The 4,046-nt window shown below is 70.0% G+C and carries 3 protein-coding genes; all 3 read left to right on the plus strand.

Annotation, left to right across the window (positions count from 1 at the left end; all coding sequences use genetic code 11):
- The first annotated feature begins 262 nt into the window (after positions 1 to 262).
- Positions 263 to 1,363, plus strand: a complete 1,101-nt coding sequence (add, locus tag B4E30_RS15205) for an adenosine deaminase (RefSeq protein WP_286796008.1) — start codon at positions 263 to 265, stop codon at positions 1,361 to 1,363.
- A gap of 120 nt (positions 1,364 to 1,483) precedes the next feature.
- On the plus strand, positions 1,484 to 3,286 hold the full coding sequence (locus B4E30_RS15210; RefSeq protein ID WP_286796009.1) for an adenine deaminase C-terminal domain-containing protein: 1,803 nt from the start codon (positions 1,484 to 1,486) through the stop codon (positions 3,284 to 3,286).
- 16 nt (positions 3,287 to 3,302) lie between these two features.
- Positions 3,303 to 4,046, plus strand: a 744-nt coding sequence (locus tag B4E30_RS15215; RefSeq protein WP_286796011.1) for an acyl-CoA dehydrogenase family protein, incomplete at its 3' end; no start/stop codon positions are given.

Below are 4,046 nucleotides of genomic sequence, written 5' to 3' on the forward strand. Positions count from 1 at the left end.
CGCGTCGTACTCCATCGTTCGCACGGTGCGTCCGCCGTGGCACGGTGCCTGACCAACGACGAGTGCCTGATCTACGGCGCGGTGCCTGACCAACGCCTCTTGTAGACAAGTCGACTCACCCGCTCGTCGGCTGCGCGCCACACCGGCCGGAAAGTCGGGCAAGCATTTCCATCGTGTTACATGTTCTCTCGCCACAGGCCCTCACTTGTCAACAAGTGGCTCTTCTCGGCTAGGGTCGTCAGCGTTCCCCCGAAAGGTCGTCATGCTGCATCCGCTCTCCACCGCCTCCCGGATCGACGAACAGCAGATCCGAGCACTGCCGAAGGCGGAGGTGCACGTGCACCTGGAGGGCACCTTCTCGCTGATCGACCTGCTCACGCTCGCGAAGGAGAACGGCGTTCCCCTCCCGGGTCCGGCGGCGACCATCTTCGACATCTCGACGCACGACGGCTACACCGCTCCCGACGTGACCTCGGGAGGCGGGTCCGGCGCCGGAGCGGCGGGCCTCACGGGTTTTCTCCGCTTCCTCGACTGGCAGTGCGGCCTCGTGCGCACGCCGCAGCAGGCCGCTCGCGTCGCCTACGCCTTCGCCGCCCGGCAGACGGCAGCCGGCGTGCGCTACAGCGACGTGATCGTGAACCCGACGCATTGGAACGCATGGCGCGGCCGCGAACGGGACCTCCTTGCCGCACTCGCGGCCGGATTCGACGAGGCCGAGCAAGACGGCCTCTGCCGCGTGGGCATCGCCTACTCGCTGCTGCGCTCCCAGAGCGCGACGGAGGCTGAGGCGATCGTGACGGATCTGACGACCACCCGCCCGCACCGGTTGGTCGCGCTGTCCGTCGACGGGGATGAGAAGGTCGCCGGTCGCACGGGCGAGAAATTCCGCGGCGCGTTCGGGATCGCCGCGCGCGCGGGGCTCCACCGCACCGTGCACGCGGGGGAATCCAGTGGACCCGACGGCGTATGGGATGCCCTCGATCTCCTGCAGGCCGAGCGCATCGACCACGGCGTGCGCGCGATCGAGGACGACGCCCTCCTCGCACGCCTGATCGACGACCGCATCAGCCTCGGCGTCTGCCCCCGATCGAACGTGACGCTCGGCATCTACCCCGACTGGGCGTCGCACCCCATCCGGCGTCTCGTCGATGCCGGCGTGCTCGTCACCCTGAACACCGACGACCCCGCCCCGCTCGGCACGACCCTCGACGTCGATTGGGCCGTGACCGCCGACCGCTTCGGATTCGACCTCGCCGACATGATCGGCTTCGCCCAGCGCTCGATCGACGCGTCCTTCGCCGACGTCGATCTCAAGCGCGATCTCACCGCCGAGCTGCTGACCGTGAGCGCCGCACTCCGGTGACCCCGAGCCGGCTGTCGCCATCGTGTCGACCCCCCGCGACACGATGGCGGCAGTCTTCCCCTCAGACTGGATCAGGATGAGCCCCGAGACGAGAGCCCCCGGCACGAGAGCGGAGGAGAGATGACCGACAAGGCGGAGCTTCTTCCGACGACCGCCGAACTCCAGCGACTGCGCAAGGTCGCTGCCGGCCTCGAGGATCCCGATGTCATCGTGCGCGGAGGTCTCGTGCTCTCCCCGGGCACCGAGGAGTGGCTCGAACGCGACGTCCTCATCGCCGGGCGGCACATCGCGGCGCTCACTCCGTGGGACCACGTCGCATCCGGCACGAGCGAGGTCGACGCGCGAGGCGCCTGGGTCGCGCCCGGCTTCATCGACGCGCACCTGCACATCGAATACACCAACCTCACCCCCGGTCAGCTCGCCCGCGTGAGCGTTCCGCGTGGGACGACCACCGTGCTCACCGACCCCAACGCCGCAGCGAACGTCTGGGGCCCGGAGGGCATGGACTATCTGCTCACCACGCGCGCACCGTTCCACATCTTCCAGCAGGTCTCCCCCACCACCCCGGCCTCCACCTCGCTCGAGCGCGGGGGCGCGATCATCCCGGAACAGACCGTGCTCGACCGCCTGCACGACGACGTCACCGCGACTCTGGGTGAGGGCAACCCGTTCGACCTGGGCGAGGTGTCCACCGCCCGCTACCGCGAGGCGCTGATCGCCGGGCGCCGCATCACCGGCCACACCGCCGCGCAGACCCACGAATCACTCTGGAGCTACCTGGCCGCGGGGGTCGGCGACGATCACAACTCCGCCACCGTCGACGAAGCCCTCGAGCGCACCCGCCTCGGCGCGATGATCACCGTCATGGGCTCGTCCCTCGCCGACAACACCGTGCCGCTGTTCGCCGACCTCGACGCGATCGCGCCGGCGCTTCGCCACATGTGCTTCTGCGCCGACGACAAGCACGCGCTCGATCTCAGCACCGAGGGCCACATCGACCACCACGTGCGGCAGGCGATCCGCTTCGGCGTCGCTCCCGTGCTCGCCTACCGCATGGCCACCGCTCAGCCGGCGCACTATTACCGGCTCGATCAGGTGGTCGGACTCCTCGCTCCGTCGCGCCTGGCCGACCTGCAGATCATCCCCGATCTCGCCGACGTGCGTCCGTCGACGGTGATGGTCGCCGGATCCGTCGTCGCTCGGAACGGGACCGCGAGCTTCGAGGTCGACGACGACGTTCCGGAATGGACGCGCGACAGCATCCGTCTGCCCGAGACCCTCGACGCCGATCTGCTGCGGGTGAGCGCCGACGGGCCACGCGCCCGCGTGCGCGCGATGGAGATGTACAACGGATACTTCAAGCGCGCCTTCGACGCCGAGCTCGCCGTCGAGGGCGACCGCGTGCAGTGCGACACCGGCACCGACGTTCTGAAGATCGCGGTGATCGACCGCCACCACGCCGAGCCGCTCGCCGGGGTCGGGTTCGTGCGCGGGTTCGGCCTGCGCCGAGGGGCGATCGCCATCTCGATGAACTGCCCGAACATGAACATCGCCGTCGTCGGCGCCGACGACGCCTCCATGCTGCGCGCCGTCGAGGAGATCCGCGCCATGGGCGGCGGATTCGTCACGGTCGACGGCGACGAGGTCCTCGCCCGGGTGGAGCTGCCGGTCGGCGGCATGATGAGCGACGCCCCCTTCGAAGAGACCGCCGCGGCCCTCGCACACGCCCACGCCGTGACCGCGGATCTCGGATGCCCGATCCCTTCGCCGTACATCATCCTGTCCTTCGTCGGCCTCTACGTCGTGCCCGATCTCGGCGTCACCGAACGCGGACTCGTCGACACCCGCACGCAGCAGTTCGTCGACGTGCTGCTCCCCGGTCCGGTCGACGCGTGCGGCCACGCCGACCTCGCACATCCTTGACCCGGAAGGATCCCCGATGCTCACCCGCCCCTCTCCCATCGCCGTCCCCGCCGACGAGCAGCACTGGATCGACACCGTCACGACCCTGGCGGCCGGCTTCGCGGAGACCGCCGCCGCCGATGACACCGCCGCGCGTCTGCCGATCGAGCATCTGCGCGCGCTCGCCGACAGCGGCCTCGACGCCGCTTTCCTTCCCGTCAGCCACGGCGGACAGGGTCTCTCCTACGCCTCCCTGGGTCACATCGTGCGCATCCTCGCTCGCTCCCACCCCGCGGTCGCGACGGTGTGGCTCATGCACGTCGGCGCCGCGCATGCCCTGGTGACGACCTCCCCCGACGGGGCCGCCGCCTACTTCGCCGACGAGCTGCGCGCCGGCAAGCGCTTCGCCAACGCGCTCAGCGAGCCCGCCGGCGGCAACCATTTCCTGACCTCGCAGCAGGATGCGNNGCACTGGATCGACACCGTCACGACACTGGCGGCCGACTTCGCCGAGACCGTCGCCGAAGACGACACCGCAGCACGCCTTCCGATCGAGCACCTGCGCGCACTCGCCGACAGCGGCCTCGATGCCGCCTTCCTTCCCGTCAGCCACGGCGGTCAGGGGCTCTCCTACGCCACGCTGGGGCGCATCGTGCGGATCCTCGCCCGGTCCCATCCGGCCGTCGCCACGGTCTGGCTCATGCACATCGGTGCCGCGCATGCCCTGGTGACGGCCTCGCCCGACAAGGCCGCGGCATACTTCGCCGACGAGCTGCGCGCC

The sequence above is a fragment of the Microbacterium sp. UBA3394 genome (assembly GCF_002358725.1).
In the GTDB taxonomy this organism is placed as follows: Bacteria; Actinomycetota; Actinomycetes; order Actinomycetales; family Microbacteriaceae; genus Microbacterium; species Microbacterium luteum.

Coding starts and splice junctions, on each gene's coding strand:
- add (WP_286796008.1), top strand. CDS start 263: ATGCTGCATCCGCTCTCCACCGCCTCCCGGATCGACGAACAGCAGATC.
- B4E30_RS15210 (WP_286796009.1), top strand. CDS start 1,484: ATGACCGACAAGGCGGAGCTTCTTCCGACGACCGCCGAACTCCAGCGA.